This is a genomic window from Proteus faecis (assembly GCF_030286765.1).
Taxonomy (GTDB): domain Bacteria; phylum Pseudomonadota; class Gammaproteobacteria; order Enterobacterales; family Enterobacteriaceae; genus Proteus; species Proteus faecis.
This window is the reverse complement of sequence record NZ_JASVWV010000002.1, coordinates 302,454-322,509: the sequence shown is the minus strand read 5'-3', so window position 1 is coordinate 322,509 and position 20,056 is coordinate 302,454. Positions and strand designations below refer to the sequence as shown.

The following is a 20,056-nucleotide window of genomic DNA, read 5'->3' as shown; positions in this document are numbered from 1 at the left end:
ACGTAACACATCCACCTCTTTATCTATAAAAAATGACACCCATTTAAAGTAAACGGTTACATCTGAATTAATCCGTTAATTACATGATAAAACTGACATTCAATACGTTTTATCATACCTTATTAACTTCCCCGCTAATATGTTTAAGCGGAGTAAGAACACTCCCCTCTAAATAATTCGAGGAAAAAACAATCAACAACTATATACAATAAGCACCACCAATAAGTACCCAATAAGCACGTTGAATATATAAGGAAAATGTAATGAAACCGATTGTCGTGCTATATCAAGATCTTCCCGAAAAACTGTACAACAAACTATCTGACTTTGCTGATATCAAACAATTTAAAACACTCTCTTTAGACTCTAATGACTTCCGTTTAGCGCTTGCTAATGCCTCTGGATTACTAGGTGCTGGTGGCAATATCGATGAAAACTTTATTAACCAAGCACCTCATTTAAAAGCCGTTTCAACGGTATCTGTAGGCTATGACAATATTGACGTTAATGCACTCACCAAACGTAATATTAAACTAATGCATACTCCAACGGTATTAACAGATACTGTCGCCGATACCATGATGGGATTAGTCCTTGCCGTAGCAAGACGTATCCCTGAACTTGCTGATAATGTTAAACAAGGTTTATGGGTTAAAGGTATCACAGCTGATTGGTACGGTACTGATGTTCATCATAAAACCATGGGTATTATTGGCATGGGGAGAATAGGTAAAGCCTTAGCACAGCGCGCACACTTTGGTTTTAATATGAATATTCTTTATCACTCACGAACAGAATATACAGAAGTAAACAATAAATTTGCAGCAAAGCATTGCTCTTTAGATACCTTATTACAGCAATCTGATTTCGTCTGTATCACGTTGCCATTAACACCAGAAACATATCATTTAATGGGGAAAAAACAATTTTTAATGATGAAACCTGATGCTTATTTAATTAATGCAGGACGCGGAGCTGTAGTGGACGAATTAGCATTAATCAAAGCATTAGAACAAAAAGAGATCGCGGGCGCTGGACTGGATGTTTTTGAAAAAGAGCCTCTATCTTCATCTTCACCTTTATTAACGATGAAGAATGTCGTTGCTGTTCCACATATCGGCTCTGCAACAAAAGAGACTCGCTATGCAATGGCGGAATGTGCTGTAGATAATCTGATTGCGGCGCTAAGTAATCACGTAAAAGAAAACTGCGTCAATTTCTAAAGCCCTAATTTAAAATATAAAAAAGGTAATGAAAATCTATCATTACCTTTTTTATTAGCTGTTCAATTAAATTTAAGCGGGATCAACGTGAGCCATGACACTCAAGATCTGTTTATTTTGCAAAACATTATTACGTGCATTAACAACAATCTCGTGACTTTCATTGACGGTGAGATCACCTTTGATTTCAAGATGTACATCTACAAGTAAATAATCACCAGAACGACGCGTCTTTAAATCATGAACACCTTGTACACCCGGTGTTGAAACCAGTACCTGTTTGATCTCTTCCAGCGTTTCTTCATCAGCACCTCTGTCCATTAAATCTTGTAGAGCTTGATAAGTAAAACGCCATCCCATTCGCCCAACAAATAATCCGACAATTAATGCGGCTAATGGGTCAAAAAATTTAAATCCAGCCAAACTTCCGATAATACCAATTGCAACAACTAATGAAGAAGCGGCATCAGAGCGTGCATGCCAAGCATTTGCGACTAACATATTTGAGTCGACTTTTTTTGCGACAGCAAGCATATAGCGGAATAAACCTTCTTTAGCCGCTAATGCTAGTAAAGCCACATATAAAGCAACACTATGAACTTCAGGAATAGTAGATGGATCTAAAATTTTATGAATGGCTGAAAACACCATCCCTAAACCCACAATTAATAAAATAACCCCAAGAATAAGTGACGCCACATTTTCATAACGAAAATGCCCATAAGGGTGGTCTGCATCAGGTTTTTTCTGACTCCCTTTATTGGCAATTAAAACAACAAAGTCAGCAATAAGATCAGAAAGTGAGTGAATACCATCAGCAATTAAACCTTGAGAATGTGAGAAAAAGCCCACTGTAATTTGCCAAATGGATAAAATGATATTGACAAAAACACTCACTAAGGTGCTTTTTTTAGCTGCCTTAAATTTTTCAGACTGCTTATTATCAGCCCGATCCAACTCAATATCATCAATGTGATTATGTGTCATAATAATAATCTTATTTGGTTTTAAATAGCCTACTCTATTGCCATAGATAAATAGAGTTCCACAGGTTATTTCAGGTTCCATAACTCATTGGTGAGAATAAAGGACGACTCTGAATAACAATCCAGTTTAGGGACTAAGATTGCTGTCCAGACATCATATTGAGATGTCATTACCTATTAATATGCCATATTTAAATCTTTCTGTCTCTTATTTTTATCAATAAAATCTTATAGATACAAAACAATAATATAATTGATAATCATTCTTTTATGCATTTTCTATTTTTAATGAAAAAAAGAAAATTTAGTTTTTAATACAACATTATTTATTGCTTCCCTGTCAACAAGTTAAGGTGTATAACTTATTTCCATTATATTTCTAATATTATTTTAGACTGTTTTTAATTTTTAATGCTTAATAATATAAAGTAGTAAATAATCATTCTCACTCTTATTTAAAACACAGATCACAGCTATTTTTTACTATTAGGAGATAATAGTAATTATTTTAAACTAACGCTAAGTGAGGTTTGTAATGTATAAGAAAATCCTAGTTCCCATTGATATTTTAGAAGATGAACTTTCTCAGGAACTAATCACTCACATTGAACAAATAGCAAAGGTGGGTAAACCTGAGATCCACTTCCTCACCGTTATACCTAATGCTGAACTTTTCTTTGGTATCGAATTTGCCGCTATTCCTGAAAAATTCAAAGATTCGTCAGAACGTACTCGTCTTGCTTTTGTTGCACTACAAGAAATGATCAAAGATGCAAAAATCCCTGATGAGCAGATTATATGTAATGTTGGTGTTGGTAATGCAAAAGATGAAATTTTAGAATATGCTCGCCACATTGATGCTGATTTAATTGCGATTGCCTCACATAGACCTAATGTTTCCTCTTATCTATTAGGCTCAACAGCATCATCAATTGTACGCCATGCCAAAATGTCAGTTTTAGTTATACGTTAATATTTCGCTTTTAAATCGTAACAAAGCCCTTTGTCTCACCAACAAAGGGCTTTTTAGTAAACTATCATCTATCCTAAATAGGGCTGACTATTATTTTTTAACTGAATCTTGAGTAGTCTCAGCTGCTGACCAAATACGATATTTTACATCAACATCTTTTGGCGCATAAACAACAATAGGTAATTTGCTGTTATAACGGATGAAAGCATCTGATCCTATATTTGCCTGTACAAAGGCATCTTTTTTCGTATTGTCAGCGCATCCCATCATTGTAGACATTGGGCCATTTAAATCACCAACAACATAATAGCTATAACCCCAACCTTCTAAATTCTTTTCATCTAAATCCGCACCAAACCACTGATGATTGCAATCTACTTTAAGTTCTTTACCGATAATTAATTCAACCTGATAATTGCTTTCATTATCTTTTTTCTCTAACTCAATGACATGACGAACTTGATTTTCTTGAGCCTTAGGATAAGGCGCAACTTTATCTAAACTGTCAGTAGCTTGTGCACACGCAGATAAAGACATTGCTGCTACTAAAGATAATATTACTTTGTTCATCACTCTCTCCATTTTTACAGCGAACTCTTCGCCGTTAATAAAATTAGTCAGATGTTTTTATTGCTCGTTATCTGAATACTAATATTTTTAGTGCTTGAATGCTAACATCTTAGTAAATAGTACTATGAGCGGATAATTCTGAATGTTTTAAAAAGAAAAATCACGTTTTTTCATGAAATGTAAATTTGTGATACATCGCCGTGCAGATAAGCTATCTATGATTATACTGAAATAGAGACCCAATTTCTTTTCATAGGAGGTTATATGTTCTCAGATCAGCAATCCCTTGTTTCTCAATTAAGAAATAGTGATCCCCGCTTTGAAGCTCTCTACGATAAACATCATCGACTCGACCAAGAAATTGCTAAATTAGAAGGCCCTAACGGAGCTGGCTATAATGATGAAGTTGCCAAACTAAAAAAAGAAAAGCTTCATCTCAAAGATGAAATGCAAAAAATACTTCAACGAAGTGAAAAATAAGGCTCTTTTTAAGCGATGATTTATTATCATCGCTTTTTATGATTAAAAACAAAGATACCACACCATAAAGATGCATAATTAATATATCTTTTGTTTTTTTAAAGGGCTTAATATGTCATCAATACATGGTCATAAAGTTTTGCAAATGATCCTTTCATCAGAAAATGCATTTACTAAAACAACACTCATTGATGCTATCCATAAACAATTCGGTAATGACTCACGTTTTCATACTTGTTCAGCTGAAAATATGACAGCAGCTGAATTAGTTGATTTCTTAGAAAGGAAAGGTAAATTTATTCCAGCTGAGGGTGGATTTACAACAAGTGAAAATAAGATTTGTCATCATTAATGGATATATCGTGTTAAAGCTCGATTGCCAGTGATTTCCTTTTCTATATCATTGGCTTTTTATATAAACAAATAAAAAGCCAACTCGTTCTGACAATCGTAATTGTTTTACTGCTTTACTTCATTTATTCATCGTCTGTTTGTAACCAACTATCATCTTCCCAAACGCTTTGAATAAGTTCCATTATGTGTTCATGCTTAGTTTCATCTTTTATGCCCGTAACTTGAATCGAGTTCATGCTACTAAAGGCAATACGAAACTGCATATCTGGATATTCTGGAATGATCTTTTTTCTCAGTTCGTGTTCTAAGAGCGGAAATAATGAGTCAGTTACCTTAGATTGTTTATTAAATAAAATTTCCACACGCATTGGTTTCACCATTTAAAGGCAAATAAACTGTATATAAATACAGTAGTATATTCTAAGAAAAAAGAAAAGTCTTTTTGATAAAATTTTTTATCATTATGCATTACATAATATTTTAGCGTCTCTATCGGCTTAATTATAAGATGTATAATAAATACAATATATTACCAAGAGAGAAAGGCATGTCAGGAAAAAGAATAAATCGTGAGAAAAAAACCATTCAAAAAATGATTCACCTCTATGCTCATTCCCATCCTGAAGCTGACGCAGATTATTATCAACAATTAATCAATTATTCCTATAACCGATTAGATAAATGTCGTTATGGTGAAGATAAACCGGCCTGTAAACAATGCCCTATTCATTGCTATCAACCTGCTAAGCGAGAAACAATGAAACAAATCATGCGCTGGGCTGGTCCACGAATGTTAATTTATCATCCAATTTTAGCAATACGTCACCTTATTGACGATAAAAAACCAGTACCTCCACTTCCTGAAAAAAAGCGTACTATTCGTTCAACTGAAAAATAAAATCAGATTTCTTCAAACGGTATAAAACATGCTCGGCTAGAGGATGTGTTTTATCTAATAATGGATGAAAGAAATTATCAGATTGATGCATACCGAGTTTCTTCATTACACCTTGAGATGGAAGGTTTGAAACTGCAGTAAAAGCAACAACCTCTTCTAATCCTAACGTCTCAAAAGCAAATTTAAATACAGCTAAAGCCGCTTCATAGGTATAACCTTTTCGCCAAAACTTTTTTGCTATCCGCCAACCAATTTCTACACAGGGATAAAATGGTAAAGATGCTGATGGTATATTTAACCCAACAAAACCAATAAACTCTTGAGTCTCTTTTAACTCAACCGCCCACATTCCCCATCCATTTTGTTGAATAAATTTTTCACGAATAGTCTCAACCATATTATCACTTTCTAATTGAGATAAAGTGCAAGGGAAATAGCGCATCACTTCAGATGAAGAGTTGATTTTAGAAAAAAATGGCGCTTTATCGCTTTCACGCCATTCTCTTAGATGTAGTCTGGGCGTCTCTAAATTCATCGTTATTCTCTGTTTATATAAAATTAAGACAATAGCGATAAAATAGGATAAGCAACGAACAATGGAAAGAAAAATGGTACTTTATTTTTTGTTTTCTTTTAGTTGATTTTCTACTGAAGCAACAACTTTATCTTTATTTGCATTAGAGCTTTCTTTTATTGAAACAACCCGTTGTTGAGCAACTGATTTTGCTTGATGTTCAACTTGCTCTGATTGCCCAGTAAAAATACCACCACGTTTAATGGACATACTGCCACAACGGCTAGTACCTCGTAATTCACCATGCTCTAAAATATCTAAATTATTTGCAGCGCAGATACCTTTTACAAAACCATCGATAATAATATCAGGTGCTGTTAATTCACCTTCAACTTGTCCCGCATGCATAACACGAATAACGCCATCTTTAACATTAATATTACCGGTTACTTTACCCCAAATTTGGATATCGCCTTCAACATTAATATCACCTTGGAATACCGTTCCTTTTGCAATAATTGTGTATAATTTTTGCTCTGGCATCGGTTTTTTCTCTTCTGTTATTACTGGTGCAACAGGCTCTGCTGCTTTTGGTGTTTCTGTTTTACGACTAAACATAGTGGCTTTTTTTAACCTCAACGTCATAGAATAAATAATAATGCTAAAAATTAGGATTAGAATAATCAAAAATTCGCCAGCTACCTCATAACGCCAAAAAGCAATTAAGGCAAGAGTCCAAATTATCCATATCCCGCTCAATATAATATTTCGCAGTGTTCGCTTATTATCCATAATTAGCTATATCCTTACCTCCCATCCCTGACAATAAATATACTTACACATTCACCATTCTAATAAACAAACGGTAAGCATAATGCCAGCAATAAGCCTATTATTACCTTTTAGTTTTTTGCATTGTTCTTTGATCAAAATAAAATTTAATTTAATTTGATTAAAGAAAAAACTCATTATTTAAATAACCTGCATTTAATGTGAATAAATCGTGATAATTATCAGTTTATTTAGATAAATATTTTTCATTAAAAATTAACATTTTTTTGCTTATCTCAATATACTTACAAAAACTTACTCAAAAAAATTCAGCATATAGAATTGAATTCATCTAAATTTTAGCAAAAAGAAATATGAGAACATTGTCACAATAACAATGAAAATTAAAGGCAAAAACGAGATAAATAGGTAAGTAATAAATTTTTCATGCACTATTTTATGATTTAAAACTTATATCATGTCATATATAAATGGTATATAGTAACATTGGTTAATATAACCAATGGCAACTAAATTTTCTTTTTCAATTTTAATCTTCTTTATATTTATATATAACACTTAATTTCTTTAAATTATCCACAACATCTTATTATCAAGTTTATTACAAAATGGCATTTATAATAAAATTTGTATTTTAAATGCATTTATTATTTTTTTACACTGTAAAGAAAAAAATAAAATCAACTGATTGTTATATATGAGTTTTATCCTCCCCAACATAAAACGTAAATTATTAATTACATTAACACTCATATTATTACTGAACACCTTACAGAAAAAATTTATCCATATTTAATTTCTTTTTGCAATTTATAAAGAATGTCATTAAATTAACAAAATTACTTATCTTAAATTATCAAAACAAAGAACAATGCCTAATATCTAAAAAAAAACCGCATCAAATTAAAGAAAATAGTCTCTTTTTTATTTTTAATAACACTCAATAATAAAGAAGTGTTTTTATAAATATTCAGATATTTACCTTTATAAAAATACAGTGATACTTATATAGTAATTTTGGGCGAAAAATGAATACAATACAGTGTGACAAAACCGATCTATATGATTGTAATATTCAAAAAAGATCTTATTTTTATCCGCAATACCAAATACTCGAAAATGAACAAAAAGCGCTCTTTCTTATCCAAAAGAATGCACTTACATTGCAAAACTGTACTGACACAGTGACAATTAACGAAAACCAAGTTCTTTTTCTACAGCAAGGTAGCTATACAATAAAAACACAAGGTGCAGAACCTACCGATATTATTTATATCCCTCTTTCTGATGACTTCTTAAGAGACTTCATGTCTAAGCACAACGATATCTTGTGCCAAATAGAAAGAGATGACGAATTTTCTAGTGCTTTTATTTGCTTTCAAAACTCCCCTCTTATTCAGTTTTGTAGTAATGGCTTTGAATACCTGACTGCTCAATCTTGCCCTAAAGCTTTCACTCAATTACGTATTGAAGAACTTTTAATTCTATTGCTTTCAACTGAAAATGGCTCTGACTTAATGGCATTATTGCGTCAACTTAGCCATCGTCAAGTCGACCGCTTAAAGATTTTTATGGAAAAAAATCATTTAAAAAATTGGAAGCTCAAACAATTTGCCCGAGAGTTTGGGATGGGATTAACAACGTTCAAAGAACTTTTTAATCATGTTTATGGTACTTCACCAAGAACATGGATCTGTGAAAGACGAATTATTTACGCACATCAACTGCTACTGACCACTGAAATGAGCATTGTCGATATCTCAATGGAATCAGGCTTTTCAAGCCAATCATACTTTACACAAAGTTATCACCGTCGTTTTAATATGACGCCAAGTAAAGCGAGAAATATCAGATCAAAATTATAAAAAATCCAACCGAATATCACAATATAAAAGCCCAATTCACATATAGAATACTCGAAATGTATTTTTAAGAGTGAGTTGTATATCGTGATAATTGAAAATAACTTTAATCCTCAAATCCATTACTACGATTATTTGGATTTATTAAGAAAGATGTTAGCTACTCAAGATAAAGAAACTGTAGATAACTTATTCAATTTACAGTTTTCTTTATTTTTTAATAAAGATATTGTTAGTAAGTATCAAGAAACTAACAATCATCAAATAAAAATTCTTTCACGCTTTATCTATCGTGAGAGCTTAGATAATTTATTACGCTCGACTTGGTTTTTACGTAAAAAGCATTGTTTTGTCCCTATCAGCAAAGAAGATATACGTCATATTATTACGTTAAAGCATATTTCTAATTTAGAAACACCAAATGCTATTTTTAGCGTAAACGACTGGGATGAAAAATTAAAGGCAAAGGTAATACTTTCCTTGCATTTTCGCCTAATTCAAGTTGTCATAAAACCATTATTTATTTGGTGGGTTAAACAGGTGACACCTCAGATATTTCCTCTTTATGAAACAAAAAGGATCTTAGAATTACAAATTAAACAATTTAATAATATTAAGTTATTTGAGAAAAAACAACCATCATATAGTGATGATTCTTTTTTATCTTTAGAACAAATAGACGCAAAGTTAGAATCTGACAAATCTAAACTCTTAGCTATCAATGAGTTATTACAAAAAGAAGGTCAGCTATTGATCGAACACTGGAAAAATGAACCTATCTTTAACGTTGAAATCAATAATACTTTAGATTACATCAGAAAAACGACACCAAATTCTGAATTAATAAAACCGCTATGGAATATTTTAAATAGTATTCCGGAACATCCTGAAAACTGCAAAAAATTAAAGGATTGGCTACTAGAAAGAGAACTTTGCTTAAAGAACGATGAATATTTATGGCAATAATAAAAACACTACTCCTTTCTACATAAAAAAGAAGAGCTAATGTTAGTTTTTATTATTCTATTTAATATCTAAAACCTCAATTGTCACGATAGACATGGATTCTGGTGGTACCTGTCCTGGTACACCATTTTTCCCATAACCGCCACCTGGTTTTATATAAATTTTGGCTTTACCATTGATACCCGCTTTTGCAATAAAGGTATTCAGTGGTAATGGCAGTTGACGGTAAGGTAAGATAAGCGGCTTAGCTTTATCATAATTAATAGTTACAGTACCGTCTGTCAACTCTTCATGCATTGTAAATACAACGGCTTTACCTGCAATTGAAGCCACAGGCTTACCCTGTTTTAATATTTTAAAATAGGTATTATCATCATATTGTACGTAATTTTGTTTTTGGATCTCAGATAAAATGGATTTATTGCGTTGAGCATTATCTTTTCCAATAATCGAATAAGCATAAGCAAGTTGCCCTGCAATCATCTGCCCTTCGCCTGCCATTTTTCCCAGTTGCTCTTTTAGCGTTTTATTCTCTTTTAAAATATTACTAGTATCTGTGTTAACTTTCGCTAACTCAGCATCTTTTGCTTTAATTTGCTCATTTAATTTAGTAATAGATTCTGTTTGCTGTTGCTTTAATTTACTAATTTGTTGGGTGTTTTCTGTGTTTTGTTTTTCTAATTGTGTTTTCGCTTCAGCTAATTGAGCAATCAATTTATCCGTTGTATTTTGCTTTTCAGTAAGTTGTTTTTCTAGCAATACTAAAGCTTTCTCGCTCTCTGTCTTGCTCGTGGTAACTTGAGCTAACGCAATATTATTCTCTTTAAATTGTGTATCTAATGTTTGATATTTATTCGATAACTCATTTTGTGCTTTCTCTAACTTAGCTATCAAATTATTTTTATCAGTAATTAAATTCTCAAATGCTTTTTCACCAGCAGATAAACTTTTCTTCAAGTCCGCTAATTCAGTGACTTTATTATCTAACTGTGATTTTAATTCTGGGATCGCTTTTAATTTCTCATCCACTTGCTCTTTTTGCTGTTGAACAGCTAAAAGCGATTTATTAAGTTGAATTTGCTCCTGATTACTTTTTTCAACTTGTGTTTTTAGTTGTGCTATTTCTTTTCGTTGTTCTTCAACAAGTTTGCTATGAGCGTCTTGCTGCTTTTCTGCATCTGCTACTTTTAATGCAAGTTCTTTAGATAAATCTTCACGCTCTGATGTAATTTTCAATAATGTACTTTGTAATCTATCTATCTATCTCTTTTTTCGCAGAGTCATCTTTCAACAATAGTTGAGCCTGTGTAAGTTGAGTCTGCACATCTTCTTTTTCTTTCTTTATTGTTGCTAATTGATTTTGTACATTGGTGAGTTGGTTAGTTAATTTTTCTTGCTCTGTCGTGATTGTTGACAACGAATTTTCTAATGTTGCTATCTCTTTATTTTTTTCTGTTTCTAAATTAGCTAATTCTTGTTCTTTTTGCTTATTGTTACTGTTTAGCAATTGCTGAGATTCGACATACTGAGCCTGTATTGTTTCTTTTTCTTGTTTAATTTTAGCGAGTAATGCCTGCTTGTCATTTAATTGGCTAATTAACTTCTCTTGCTCTACTTTAATGCTTTCAAGTGAACTTTGTAATTTATCAATCTCTTTTTTGGCGCTGTCATCTTTTAACAGAGCCTGAGCCTGCTGATACTGAGATTGTAATTGCTCTTTTTCTTGCTCAAGCTGAGTATATTTTTCCTCTAAGGCTTTAAGTATTCCCGCTTGTTTTTCAAAATCTTGTTGCTGTTTTGCTAACTCTGTATTTTTTACTGTTGTTGTCTGTAATACGTTCTCTTTTTCAGCTAATTGTTTAACTAATAAGTCTCGCTCTTTTTGTATTGTTTCTAAATCACTTTGTAGCTTGGCAACCGCCTGTTTTAACGTGTCATCAGTAAGTAAGTTGTTCGCTGTAGCTAACTTTTCTTCTGTTTCAGCCAGCGCCAATTCAAGTTGTTTAATTTGGTTATTTGCATTTTGAAGCTTTTCTAAATGCTCTTTTGTTATCGATGCCTGCTCTGTGTATTTTTGATACAGCGATTGGTATTTATTTCTCGTATCTGCTAAACGATTTAATAGCTCTTTATTAAAAAGAGGCTGTTTATGGTCGAGTACAGAACGATTGAACTGATATGCAAAGTGAAAAGGAATGGCCGTTACAGAATAAAATGTTCCTGGAATAATATCTAACAAGAAATTGTCATTACGTTGAGGCTTTGTATAACTCTCTTTTGAATAAAGAGCTAACGGATTATAAACCGTTGCATTATTTCGGTAACTATAACGATTAAGATCCTCTGGTGTAAATTGTGGTTTTATCGGAACAAATGAAAGTAACGGTGTTAAATAACGAGTGTAATCACTCTTTAATTCGGAATAATTAACAGGTAACACAGGGCAATCTTCTGCCAGCGTGATATCAGGGGTCTTAACAGACTCAATTGTCTGATTATCATTTTTAGCTGGCGTAGAAGGTTTGACTCGTTGCTCTGGTTTTGTTTGTTGAGCCACTGTTGTAGTGCGGTTCACGCCACGATTAGCCTGACCAGTTCTCGTTGAAGATGAAATTGTAGCAGATGTTTTTGGCTCAATTTTAATTGGCTCTTGCGTTTCAAAATAACGGTCAAAATCTTCAATAACAGAATTAAACTCATTATTGGCAAACGATAGTGTTGGAAACAGCATAAAAGCGAGACAAACACTCTGCTTTAATTTCATAGTAATTATTCACCTAATTTTTTTAATGTCGAATTAACTGACATAATCGACAAATAGCGAACTTTTGCACATAAAACTTCTGTTTTTGATTCAATACTCATTTTTAATAAATCTAAGCTATCTTTACTTGCTGTACCTTGAACACTACGGTACATCGCATTGATTTCGCTAATTTCTTTAAATGAGCTCATCATAGATTTATAGTCAGATGGAGAAAAAGTTTTCAAAGAATCAAGTTGTTTGATACAAGCACTTTGTGGTGCTAACCCCAATTTCCCTGTATCTACACCACCATCTACAGACTCTGATGTTGGTGCCATAGAAAGTGGTTGTGCAACTGCCACTGGTTGATTTATTGCTACTGGTTGAGTTTGTGCTACTGGCTGTGTAGTTTGTGCTGGAGCAGGCGTTTCAACTGGACGAGAATTATCAGTCCACGCACACCCAGATAATGCGAAGACGCTGGTTGCCATAAAGACAGCGAGGACATTCTTTTTATTTTGTAATAAGGACATCATTTTTCCTTAATTCCGATCAGACTTAAATAAGAGCATATGAGTTGTCGCATTTTAAGCCATTTTATTATAATTTTCTATTACCTACTGCATAACTGCATACTAAATAAATAAACTAGCACCCTTGTTTTCAATGAGTGCTCCTTTCATTTCATTTTTTTTCTTAAAATACTACTTACATCACACTAAATGCATCAATTTTTGAATATCGGATTTATTTAGCAAAAACGTTGTCATATAAACTGTTCGTTTTTATATTAATAAGATAATACCAGATAATTATAAAAATAATAATACGAATTTTATCATTTAGTTACACAATTTACGTGTAAAAATACACTTATATTCTGTTGCCGTTTTTTAATACAAAGATAGAATCAAAAAATGAATATCTAATATAAGAATTGATATTCATTTTATCCTTCCAAATAGGAGAACTAAGATGAGCCATTTTAAAATTGGTATCGTTGTCGGTAGTTTAAGAAACGATTCGTTTAATAAACAAACAGCACATGCCTTAATTAAATTATTTCCTCAAGAATTTACCTGTCAGTTTATTGATATTAGTACTCTTCCTCTCTATAACCAAGATGATGACAGCAATACCCCCTCCTCTGTTATTGATTTCAAACAGCAAATAAAAGCGTGCCAAGGTATCATATTTATCACACCGGAATATAACCGCTCGATACCTGGTGCGCTTAAAAATGCGATTGACCAAGCCTCTCGCCCTTATGGAACAAATGCTTGGAATAAAATTCCAGCTGGTATTATTGGTGTTTCAACGGGTAATATTGGTACCGCAATAGCTCAACAGCATTTACGTAATTCGTTAGCCTTCTTGAATATGCCAACACTAAATCAGCCAGAATGTTATCTAAAATGGTATGACGGAATGGTTGAGAATGGGAAGTTTTCAGAGAAAACAGCAAGTTTTATACAAAACTGGGTTGATGCCTATGTTGTTTTTGTGAAACAAAATAATCAATAATCCCCCCCAAAAGAGCTTTATATAAAAATATAAGCTCTTTTCTTTTTTATCACCAGAGCTAATGTAATTTATTGGATTATAATATCCCTACTGACAAATAAAAAATCTCATCCTTCATTGGCAACAAGTAACTATTCCCTTTGTTCACTTCAATATAAAATAACATAAGACAAAAATAGATTATCTTTAAAAGATATATTCTTATTATTACAACTAAGAATTGTTTACTATACAGCCAACAATAAAGCCATTTAAAGAGAACTGGATTTGAGATCAAATTTAATCATTTATCTGATTCATTATAACGTTAGAGAATATCAATAAAGCTTCAATCTACAGCTACATATAAAATTTACAATTTGATAATTATTTTTAATATTTTATATTAGGTTAAAATATTAGCCATAATGTGCGATATATCTCTAAATAATACGTTTCTATAATTGTGATAAACAAAAAAATTACCTATATTACTCACCCATTAAATACTGGCAGGTAAATCATGGATAAAAATTTAAAAGAAATTGAATGCGAAATTGCCGCTCTAAAAATTGTTATCAAATCTTTACTTTCCACGCTAAGTGATAAACAACGAAGAGATATGTTGGGCAATATATCTGTAGTGCTTGAGGACACATCGAACAAATACCCTCAGCTCAATGAAGTTATTAACTTAACTGAACAATACGTGAAGAAACTTACTCAGCCCTAATGAAAATGATATTTACTATAGCTATAAAATTTACCCCCTAATTTTGTAGGGTATTAATAGCATCCTATTGATTATTTTATATAGGATATTCCGTGATCCCCCCCTATTAATACAATGCTAAGTTAAATTTACTGAACATCTATTTTTCAAATTCCAAATATCCTCACATTTACTGTTTTAATATAAAACGCGATAAAAATGTATATTTTTTTATCAATTTATTTTTTTCTTGGATTTTATTAACTAATTAATTAATATGAGAAATAATTTATCAAACAGCAATAAATTGTCGTTCTTTTGAGGTTCTTATGGAAAAAAAAGTTGTCAATATCGCGTATGAAATTGCGGCAATGAAAGTAATTTTAAAAGCCTTGTTATTGACTTTGACAGATAAACAAAAAGAATTAGTAATCCATGATATAAATAAGACCGTCAATGATGCTTATCTCGAACATCCTCAATATCAAGATGTTATAAGCAAGACAGAACAATATATAAAAAAAATGCTCTAAACATTGATTCTGTGTTCTTTAACAACCTATCTTATTATTTATAATAGAGAGGATTTGATCTGAATATTTAAAAAATTAAATCGCCTCAAGCTATAACATAATCACTGATTGATTATAAGAATTAAAATAGAAAGTACTTTTTTATTAATTGAGTATAAATAAAATAACATTATTATTTATAACTCACTTAATTTGGGCATAACTTTCTGTTTCTCATAAAAGAAATCATAAACTATGCTGTTTTAACACTCAATCAATGATTAATTTAAACTTTATATTTATTATGTTATGCGTCTAACGAGTAAAAACTTACCACCTTAGACACATATTTATACATTTTTTATATCAACGATGAGCAAGATTGAATTTTTGTACCGATAACTGTAATTCTTCAGTTTGCCTTTCTAATGAAATGGCCGCTGCGGAAACTTGTTCAACTAAAGAGGCATTCTGTTGCGTTACACCATCCATTTGGGTAATAGCCACGCTCACTTGACCAATACCTTTACTTTGCTCTTCAGATGCATTCGTGATTTCTTTCATTATTGACGTTACCTGTTTAACTCCCGTCAAAATGTCTTCCATCATTTTTTCCATATCACTCACTAATCTTGCACCTTTTGTTACCCGTGTTGTAGAATCAGCAATAAGGGCTTCAATCTCTTTCGCTGCTTTAGCACTATCTCCTGCTAAATTACGCACTTCATTGGCGACAACCATAAATCCTCGACCATGAGCTCCCGCTCTTGCCGCTTCTACTGACGCATTTAAAGCTAATATATTCGTTTGAAAGGCAATGTTATTAATAACATTGATGATATCAGCAATCTTACTTGAACTATTAGAGATCCCATCCATTGTTGTTACAACAGATTCAGCTAATTCATTACCTTTTTCAACAGTCACTGATGCAACTTCAGCCAATTCTCTCGCTTGATAAGCATGTTCCATATTCTGGTTAACAGCAGCTGTTATCTCTTCCATACTTGCTGCTGTTTGCTCTAATGCCGTTGCTTGCTCTTCAGTACGAGAAGCTAAATCGTTATTCCCTCTTGCAATTTCAGATGCACCACGATAAATATTATCACTTCCCACTCTGATCGTACTTACCGCGTCATGTAAGCTATTTTGCATATCATTTAATAACGGTATTAATCGCCCTGCACAGTTATTACCAAAAGGCTCTAGTGGTTGACTCAGATCACCTGCTGTAATTTTCACAAAATGTTGACGAATGCTTTCGAGTGGTTTTTGTAGCATTAACACTAAATAACGATCAGTGAGAATAAGGATCCCGCCCCCTAAAATAGCGCTAATAATAATAACAATTTGTGTCACTTCAATAAGTCCATCCACCTCTTTAATCGTATTATCAATTTTTATATTTGCGACATTATTAAAGTTTTCACTCACGTTACCTAATTCACGACTCAATACCGGCGTTACATTTTTTGCATGATGTTCATATTGCTCTATGGTGCCATTGAGAGCTAATTCCATCTGCTTTTTTACACCTTGCTCAAAAAGCGCTTGCCATACATCCATTAACTCTTTTGATACTTTTGCATCCATCGGACCAGGAGAAACAGATTTCATATATGCAATCTGTTTTTCCATATTTTCCATCGCCAGCTGTGCTTGCGTAAAATCGACGTCTTTGCCTTTTGCTTTTTCCTCAACGAGGCGGTTTAATCGAGAAGTAAACCGAAAATACTGATCATTTCCCAGGCTGAGCGCAGCCATTTGCTTAATTATTTGATTATCAGATTGATTACCTTCAGATATTTGCGATAGTGACCAAGCGCTATAAAAACTAACACTGCCAAATAACACACATAAAGTCCCCAGTATGATTATCATCATTAGACGAATAGTAATGTTACGAAGTTTCTGCATCGAATTTCTCAACTAACAAGATAAAGTAATCCCAATAGGGTGTAATGTACTCTTATCGACACTTTTTCAATTTATTTTAATTTTTTACTAAAGTTTTTTATAAATTGGTTTTTTATTTTATATACATAAAAAGAGTTAGGTGTGGGAAGCAAAAATGTTACTTATATATCATTTTTTATAATTCTATATGAAAAACAAAAAATCATTTAAAATCATAATGTTGATATAATGATTGCGATAAGAACAAATAAGAATAGTTAAAGAAAAAATATTTGAAGAGAAAATAAATTTTAAGGGGCTATTAGTCTTTTAAAGCAAACTATTTATACACGTAACAGGGGACTTAATGATCCCCAACCATTTATTTCTATACCCAAAAGATCATTGCCAATAGCAACATTCGGCTCTCTTGCAGTGTCATCTTTTTATAGCAATACCTTGATTGTCATTCGTCACTAGGTTGTTTTATTTTAAATCCACCACCAAATTGCATTGATGTCGAGGTTGATACAAAATCAAGCTCTGCATATGAATAGAGTTAAGCAATGCTATATTTTATATGAAAATAATCTGAAACGCTGAAAACTGATACCCTCTAAACAAATCTCCCCATCAGGTTTAAATCCATAACGAGAAACTGTTTTTGCTACCTTTCTTGAATGCGGAAGTAAAATCGTGATACTTTCAATATTCATTTCATCAAATGCTCTACGAATAATTTCAGCATAAATTATTTTACCGACGCCCCAAAATTTGGGATGAAGCACTAATGCAAGATCTGCATCATCATTTTCTTTTTGAAGCCCGCCCCATCCGGCAAACACCCCATCAATAACAAATGCCCAAGGACCATACCCATTATCATGCCATTGAGAGTCTTTATCTTTTGCCCATAGAATACTTTTTTCAATATCAAAATCAGGGCTCCCCAAAGGCATTTGTCGTAAAACCGCAGGATGATTATTGAGTTCTACAATATGTGAGGGATCTATCTGGGAGAGTTTTTTGAACTCTAAATGCATATGATTTCCTAAGTTATATAATATATTAAGTAAAAAACGGCAATACTCTAACCTTATACTTATAAAAATACACTAAATCATATCATCTTGTTATAATTTCTATCCCATTGATAAAAATAAATCGATTTAATTCAATCTATTACATAGATTGAATAAATTTCTAATATAGTCATAATTTGGGGAAATGGTGTATTAACAAACGGGTTGAACTATAAAAAGTTGAGGAGTGAGTTTGCAGATTATTTGGAGCGGGCGAAGGGAATCGAACCCTCGTATAGAGCTTGGGAAGCTCTCGTTCTACCATTGAACTACGCCCGCATTGGATTTTCTTGATTATACGCCTCCTTGATTGAACGACAATCCCTCTTCTTATTCAAATGACTATTTAATCATCAATAAAAATATAACCATTTGTTTTTAAAAATAATAAAGCCACCTTTTGGTGGCTTTATTACTATATTGTCATTCATTGTCATTCGTTAATTAAGAATTAGTTTAGAATAACAATTATTTATTTGGACGCATTGCAGGGAATAAAATAACATCGCGAATAGTATGGCTGTCAGTAAATAACATCACCATACGGTCAATACCAATACCTAAACCTGCGGTTGGCGGCAAGCCATGCTCTAATGCCGTAATATAGTCATGGTCGAAGAACATTGCTTCTGCATCACCGGCTTCTTTTTGGCGAACTTGCTCTTCAAAACGCTCAGCTTGGTCTTGTGCATCATTGAGTTCTGAGAAGCCATTACCAATTTCACGACCACCAATAAAGAATTCGAAGCGATCAGTGATAAATGGATTATCATCGTTACGGCGGGCTAATGGAGAAACTTCAGCAGGATATTCAATGATGAAAGTTGGTTGAATTAAGTGGCTTTCTGCAACCTCCTCAAAAATTTCACACTGAACACGGCCTAAACCCCAGCTTTTTTCAATCTTAATACCAATAGATTGAGCAATAGCAACCGCTTTATCCATATCATCAAGATCAGCCATTACAGTTTCTGGACGATATTTGCAGATAGCCTCTTTCATAGTTAATTTGGCAAATGGTTTACCAAAATCAAACTCTTGATCACCATATTTCACTAATGAAGAACCAAGTACTTTTTCTGTTAATGTACGGAATAATTCTTCAGTTAATTCAATCAGGTCACGATAATCCGCATACGCCATATAGAGTTCCATCATGGTGAACTCAGGATTATGACGTGGTGATACACCTTCGTTACGGAAGTTACGGTTGATTTCGAATACGCGATCAAACCCTCCCACAACTAAACGTTTTAAATATAACTCAGGTGCAATACGCAGATACATATCGATATCTAACGCATTATGATGAGTAATAAACGGACGCGCACTCGCACCACCTGGAATGGTTTGCATCATCGGCGTTTCAACTTCCATAAAGCCTTTGTCCACCATAAATTGACGGATACCCGCCATAACTTGCGAACGAATTTGGAAAGTTTTACGCGATTCTTCATTAGAGATCAGATCTAAATAACGCTGACGATAACGCATTTCTTGGTCAGCTAAACCGTGAAATTTATCTGGTAACGGGCGCAATGCTTTAGTCAATAAGCGCACTTCTGTACAGTGAACACTTAGTTCACCCGTTTTCGTTTTAAAAACACGACCACGAGCACCTAAGATATCGCCCAGATCCCATTTCTTAAATTGCTCGTTATAGATACCTTCTGGTAAATCATCACGAGAAACATAAAGCTGAATACGGCCACCCATGTCTTGCAATGTAGCGAAAGATGCCTTGCCCATAATACGGCGAGTCATCATACGACCTGCAATAGAAACTTCCACATTCGCTGCTTCTAACTCTTCTGCACTCATTGCATCATACTTTTGATGTAATTCGTTAGACAGAGAATCTCTGCGGAAATCATTTGGGAATGCGTTACCATTATCACGTAAAGCGGATAATTTTTCGCGGCGTGTTTGCAGTTCGTTATTTAAATCAGGTGCCTGCTCCGCACCTTGTTGCTGTTGCGACATGTTT

General features: G+C 33.1%; 21 protein-coding genes and 1 tRNA gene. 10 read left to right on the top strand and 12 right to left on the bottom strand.

Annotated elements, in window-relative coordinates; genetic code table 11:
- Positions 1-263: 263 nt before the first annotated feature.
- Positions 264-1,223, top strand: a complete 960-nt coding sequence (gene ghrB / locus QSH13_RS05485) for a glyoxylate/hydroxypyruvate reductase GhrB (RefSeq protein ID WP_109406644.1) — start codon at positions 264-266, stop codon at positions 1,221-1,223.
- Between the two features lie 72 nt (positions 1,224-1,295).
- Here the strand turns inward: ghrB and QSH13_RS05480 are convergent, their stop codons facing one another.
- Positions 1,296-2,210, bottom strand: a complete 915-nt coding sequence (locus tag QSH13_RS05480; protein ID WP_109406655.1) for a cation diffusion facilitator family transporter — start codon at positions 2,208-2,210, stop codon at positions 1,296-1,298.
- Between the two features lie 534 nt (positions 2,211-2,744).
- On the opposite strand from QSH13_RS05480, the gene QSH13_RS05475 reads away from it, so the two are divergent.
- On the top strand, positions 2,745-3,182 hold the full coding sequence (locus tag QSH13_RS05475) for a universal stress protein (protein ID WP_006533647.1): 438 nt from the start codon (positions 2,745-2,747) through the stop codon (positions 3,180-3,182).
- A gap of 90 nt (positions 3,183-3,272) precedes the next feature.
- On the opposite strand, the gene eco is transcribed toward QSH13_RS05475, so the two are convergent.
- Positions 3,273-3,764, bottom strand: a complete 492-nt coding sequence (eco, locus tag QSH13_RS05470; RefSeq protein ID WP_255311068.1) for a serine protease inhibitor ecotin — start codon at positions 3,762-3,764, stop codon at positions 3,273-3,275.
- 252 nt (positions 3,765-4,016) lie between these two features.
- Here eco and QSH13_RS05465 point away from each other — a divergent pair, with 252 nt between their 5' ends.
- Entirely contained in the window at positions 4,017-4,232 is a 216-nt protein-coding gene (locus tag QSH13_RS05465) for a DUF465 domain-containing protein (protein ID WP_006533649.1), read from the top strand.
- A 112-nt stretch (positions 4,233-4,344) separates the two neighbouring features.
- On the top strand, positions 4,345-4,584 hold the full coding sequence (locus QSH13_RS05460; RefSeq protein WP_109396852.1) for a YecH family metal-binding protein: 240 nt from the start codon (positions 4,345-4,347) through the stop codon (positions 4,582-4,584).
- Positions 4,585-4,708: 124 nt separating this feature from the next.
- Here QSH13_RS05460 and QSH13_RS05455 read toward each other — a convergent pair whose 3' ends face one another.
- Positions 4,709-4,954: a DinI-like family protein gene (locus QSH13_RS05455; RefSeq protein ID WP_162556422.1), complete on the bottom strand. Its 246-nt coding sequence runs from the start codon at positions 4,952-4,954 to the stop codon at positions 4,709-4,711.
- 179 nt (positions 4,955-5,133) lie between these two features.
- Between QSH13_RS05455 and QSH13_RS05450 the strand changes: the two genes are divergently transcribed.
- Positions 5,134-5,484: a nitrous oxide-stimulated promoter family protein gene (locus tag QSH13_RS05450; RefSeq protein WP_109406642.1), complete on the top strand. Its 351-nt coding sequence runs from the start codon at positions 5,134-5,136 to the stop codon at positions 5,482-5,484.
- On the opposite strand, the gene QSH13_RS05445 is transcribed toward QSH13_RS05450, so the two are convergent.
- Both QSH13_RS05445 and QSH13_RS05440 read right to left on the bottom strand, forming a co-directional pair.
- Positions 5,462-6,019 (bottom strand): GNAT family N-acetyltransferase, encoded by a 558-nt coding sequence (locus tag QSH13_RS05445; protein ID WP_286038907.1) that lies wholly within the window; start codon positions 6,017-6,019, stop codon positions 5,462-5,464. The two genes, QSH13_RS05450 and QSH13_RS05445, sit on opposite strands and share 23 nt — an antisense overlap.
- A gap of 81 nt (positions 6,020-6,100) precedes the next feature.
- Complete coding sequence (locus tag QSH13_RS05440; protein WP_228407228.1) at positions 6,101-6,616, bottom strand: bactofilin family protein; 516 nt, start codon at positions 6,614-6,616, stop codon at positions 6,101-6,103.
- A gap of 1,202 nt (positions 6,617-7,818) precedes the next feature.
- Between QSH13_RS05440 and QSH13_RS05435 the strand changes: the two genes are divergently transcribed.
- Positions 7,819-8,655 (top strand): helix-turn-helix transcriptional regulator, encoded by an 837-nt coding sequence (locus tag QSH13_RS05435; protein ID WP_109396857.1) that lies wholly within the window; start codon positions 7,819-7,821, stop codon positions 8,653-8,655.
- Between the two features lie 150 nt (positions 8,656-8,805).
- Positions 8,806-9,618 (top strand): T3SS regulon anti-activator ExsD domain-containing protein, encoded by an 813-nt coding sequence (locus QSH13_RS05430; RefSeq protein WP_109396858.1) that lies wholly within the window; start codon positions 8,806-8,808, stop codon positions 9,616-9,618.
- 57 nt (positions 9,619-9,675) lie between these two features.
- On the opposite strand, the gene QSH13_RS05425 is transcribed toward QSH13_RS05430, so the two are convergent.
- Genes QSH13_RS05425 through QSH13_RS05415 form a run of 3 tightly spaced genes read right to left on the bottom strand, consistent with a single transcriptional unit; the run spans position 9,676 to position 12,897 of the window.
- On the bottom strand, positions 9,676-10,854 hold the full coding sequence (locus QSH13_RS05425; protein WP_286038906.1) for a hypothetical protein: 1,179 nt from the start codon (positions 10,852-10,854) through the stop codon (positions 9,676-9,678).
- Between the two features lie 16 nt (positions 10,855-10,870).
- Positions 10,871-12,382 carry a coiled-coil domain-containing protein gene (locus QSH13_RS05420; RefSeq protein WP_286038905.1) on the bottom strand — a complete coding sequence of 504 codons (1,512 nt, stop codon included), beginning with the start codon at positions 12,380-12,382 and terminating at the stop codon, positions 10,871-10,873.
- A gap of 5 nt (positions 12,383-12,387) precedes the next feature.
- Entirely contained in the window at positions 12,388-12,897 is a 510-nt protein-coding gene (locus QSH13_RS05415; RefSeq protein WP_260619488.1) for a YuaE family lipoprotein, read from the bottom strand.
- A 442-nt stretch (positions 12,898-13,339) separates the two neighbouring features.
- Between QSH13_RS05415 and QSH13_RS05410 the strand changes: the two genes are divergently transcribed.
- From QSH13_RS05410 to QSH13_RS05400, 3 genes are all read left to right on the top strand, one after another.
- Positions 13,340-13,888 (top strand): NADPH-dependent FMN reductase, encoded by a 549-nt coding sequence (locus QSH13_RS05410; protein ID WP_196544288.1) that lies wholly within the window; start codon positions 13,340-13,342, stop codon positions 13,886-13,888.
- A gap of 502 nt (positions 13,889-14,390) precedes the next feature.
- Positions 14,391-14,600 (top strand): sigma-S stabilization anti-adapter protein IraP, encoded by a 210-nt coding sequence (locus tag QSH13_RS05405; RefSeq protein ID WP_109406637.1) that lies wholly within the window; start codon positions 14,391-14,393, stop codon positions 14,598-14,600.
- 308 nt (positions 14,601-14,908) lie between these two features.
- Positions 14,909-15,112, top strand: coding sequence for a hypothetical protein (locus QSH13_RS05400; protein ID WP_109396863.1), 204 nt, complete (start codon positions 14,909-14,911; stop codon positions 15,110-15,112).
- A gap of 345 nt (positions 15,113-15,457) precedes the next feature.
- Here QSH13_RS05400 and QSH13_RS05395 read toward each other — a convergent pair whose 3' ends face one another.
- The 4 genes from QSH13_RS05395 to lysS form a co-directional block, all read right to left on the bottom strand.
- Positions 15,458-17,008 (bottom strand): methyl-accepting chemotaxis protein, encoded by a 1,551-nt coding sequence (locus QSH13_RS05395; RefSeq protein ID WP_196544290.1) that lies wholly within the window; start codon positions 17,006-17,008, stop codon positions 15,458-15,460.
- A 548-nt stretch (positions 17,009-17,556) separates the two neighbouring features.
- Entirely contained in the window at positions 17,557-18,030 is a 474-nt protein-coding gene (locus QSH13_RS05390) for a GNAT family N-acetyltransferase (RefSeq protein ID WP_196544291.1), read from the bottom strand.
- Positions 18,031-18,274: 244 nt separating this feature from the next.
- Positions 18,275-18,348 (bottom strand) — tRNA-Gly (locus QSH13_RS05385).
- Between the two features lie 189 nt (positions 18,349-18,537).
- Positions 18,538-20,052, bottom strand: a complete 1,515-nt coding sequence (gene lysS, locus QSH13_RS05380; protein WP_109396866.1) for a lysine--tRNA ligase — start codon at positions 20,050-20,052, stop codon at positions 18,538-18,540.
- Between the last annotated feature and the right edge of the window lie 4 nt (positions 20,053-20,056).

Bases quoted from the DNA above. Each gene is read 5' to 3' on its own strand.
- QSH13_RS05415 (WP_260619488.1), bottom strand. From the start codon at position 12,897: ATGTCCTTATTACAAAATAAAAAGAATGTCCTCGCTGTCTTTATGGCA.
- eco (WP_255311068.1), bottom strand. From the start codon at position 3,764: ATGGAGAGAGTGATGAACAAAGTAATATTATCTTTAGTAGCAGCAATG.
- QSH13_RS05420 (WP_286038905.1), bottom strand. From the start codon at position 12,382: ATGAAATTAAAGCAGAGTGTTTGTCTCGCTTTTATGCTGTTTCCAACA.
- QSH13_RS05430 (WP_109396858.1), top strand. From the start codon at position 8,806: ATGTTAGCTACTCAAGATAAAGAAACTGTAGATAACTTATTCAATTTA.
- QSH13_RS05395 (WP_196544290.1), bottom strand. From the start codon at position 17,008: ATGCAGAAACTTCGTAACATTACTATTCGTCTAATGATGATAATCATA.
- QSH13_RS05460 (WP_109396852.1), top strand. From the start codon at position 4,345: ATGTCATCAATACATGGTCATAAAGTTTTGCAAATGATCCTTTCATCA.
- lysS (WP_109396866.1), bottom strand. From the start codon at position 20,052: ATGTCGCAACAGCAACAAGGTGCGGAGCAGGCACCTGATTTAAATAAC.
- QSH13_RS05390 (WP_196544291.1), bottom strand. From the start codon at position 18,030: ATGCATTTAGAGTTCAAAAAACTCTCCCAGATAGATCCCTCACATATT.
- ghrB (WP_109406644.1), top strand. From the start codon at position 264: ATGAAACCGATTGTCGTGCTATATCAAGATCTTCCCGAAAAACTGTAC.
- QSH13_RS05410 (WP_196544288.1), top strand. From the start codon at position 13,340: ATGAGCCATTTTAAAATTGGTATCGTTGTCGGTAGTTTAAGAAACGAT.
- QSH13_RS05400 (WP_109396863.1), top strand. From the start codon at position 14,909: ATGGAAAAAAAAGTTGTCAATATCGCGTATGAAATTGCGGCAATGAAA.
- QSH13_RS05450 (WP_109406642.1), top strand. From the start codon at position 5,134: ATGTCAGGAAAAAGAATAAATCGTGAGAAAAAAACCATTCAAAAAATG.
- QSH13_RS05480 (WP_109406655.1), bottom strand. From the start codon at position 2,210: ATGACACATAATCACATTGATGATATTGAGTTGGATCGGGCTGATAAT.
- QSH13_RS05445 (WP_286038907.1), bottom strand. From the start codon at position 6,019: ATGAATTTAGAGACGCCCAGACTACATCTAAGAGAATGGCGTGAAAGC.
- QSH13_RS05455 (WP_162556422.1), bottom strand. From the start codon at position 4,954: ATGCGTGTGGAAATTTTATTTAATAAACAATCTAAGGTAACTGACTCA.
- QSH13_RS05405 (WP_109406637.1), top strand. From the start codon at position 14,391: ATGGATAAAAATTTAAAAGAAATTGAATGCGAAATTGCCGCTCTAAAA.
- QSH13_RS05465 (WP_006533649.1), top strand. From the start codon at position 4,017: ATGTTCTCAGATCAGCAATCCCTTGTTTCTCAATTAAGAAATAGTGAT.
- QSH13_RS05475 (WP_006533647.1), top strand. From the start codon at position 2,745: ATGTATAAGAAAATCCTAGTTCCCATTGATATTTTAGAAGATGAACTT.
- QSH13_RS05435 (WP_109396857.1), top strand. From the start codon at position 7,819: ATGAATACAATACAGTGTGACAAAACCGATCTATATGATTGTAATATT.
- QSH13_RS05440 (WP_228407228.1), bottom strand. From the start codon at position 6,616: ATGTTTAGTCGTAAAACAGAAACACCAAAAGCAGCAGAGCCTGTTGCA.